The following is a 1,295-nucleotide window of genomic DNA, read 5'->3' on the forward strand; positions in this document are numbered from 1 at the left end:
GACGACGAGTACGTCGACGCCGACTTCGAGGACGTCGACGACGAAGACGAGGACTGAAAGGACGAGTCTGAGTCGTCGATTCGAGGGACGAGCGGAGCGAAGTCCCTCGTAATTTCAGAAAGCGACCGACGGGAGCTTTCTGAACCAAACCGACCGACCTTTTTCGACGATCTAGACTATCCACTCACCGACGCTCCAGCGGCACGGTCATGCAGTTGATCCCGCACGTTCGAGCGCGTCGGTTATGCGCTCGTGCGGCCTGTACGGGGGGACGGGGGCATCGAAGAGATTCGACTCCGGATCGAGCGCGCCGGACCAGAGTTCGAGGCCCGGTCGGGGGGCGATCAATCCATCGCTGCGCGGAGGGTGTCACCGAATCGCACGAGGGAAGTAGATTTTTCACACGGCCGCCACACGGATCAGTCGATGTCTTCGACACGCGAGTTCCGCGGGTTCAGCACGGCCCGTGGACGCGTTCCGCGACGGCGGTAACGAACAGCGATTTCTCCAGCAGTCCGTAGCGAGCGAGGTGGCCCATGCGTCGCAGTGACCTCTTTCTCCCCGCGAGCCGCGATCGCCGCGGCGAGGGGACGGAGGCGACCGAACTCCTCGTGCGTGCGGGGCTGATCCGGGAGTTCGGTAGCGGCCGCTGGGCGCTCACGCCCGCCGGACAGCGCATCCGGGAGAAAGTCGTCGACCGAATCCGGGCGGGGATGCGTACCGTCGGCGGGCAGGAGGTCGCCCTCCCCGGCCTGCAGGGCCGAGAGCGCTGGGCACAGAGCGGCCGCTGGGGCGCCTTCGAGGGCGAGATGTTTACTCTCGAGGACCGCGACGGCCGGGAGCTGTGTCTCGCACCCAGCCACGAGGAGGGGATGGTCCACCTGCTCGACGGCGTGGTGCGCTCCTACGACGAACTCCCCCTGACGCTGTACCAAGTCGGCGCGAAGTTCCGGGACGACCACGCCCGGGCGGGCCTGCTGCGCTGCAAGGAGTTCACGATGAAGGACGCCTACTCGTTCCACGCCGACGAGGCGTCGCTGCGCGAGGGGTACCGCGAGATCCGGGCGGCGTACGAGCGCATCCTCGCCGACCTCGGCCTCGAGTTCGTCGTCGCCGACGCCGCGAACAGCGTGATGGGCGGCGAGCGCTCGGAGGAGTTCCTCGCGCCCGTCCGGGACGGGACCTGCGACCTGCTGGCCTGTACCGCCGAGGACTGCCGGTTCGGCCTGAGCGACGAGTCGCCCCGATACGGCGAGTTCGCTGCCGGCGACGACTGCCCCGACTGCGGCGGGCGG

Annotated in this window: 1 protein-coding gene; it reads left to right on the forward strand. The window is 67.9% G+C overall.

Going from position 1 to position 1,295, the window contains the following annotated elements; all coding sequences use genetic code 11:
• Nucleotides 1–536 precede the first annotated feature (536 nt).
• Nucleotides 537–1,295: aminoacyl--tRNA ligase-related protein (locus ACFR9S_RS07015; protein WP_379818335.1), on the forward strand; the 759-nt coding region annotated here is incomplete at its 3' end.

The organism is Halolamina salina (genome assembly GCF_042678005.1).
In the GTDB taxonomy this organism is placed as follows: Archaea; Halobacteriota; Halobacteria; order Halobacteriales; family Haloferacaceae; genus Halolamina; species Halolamina salina.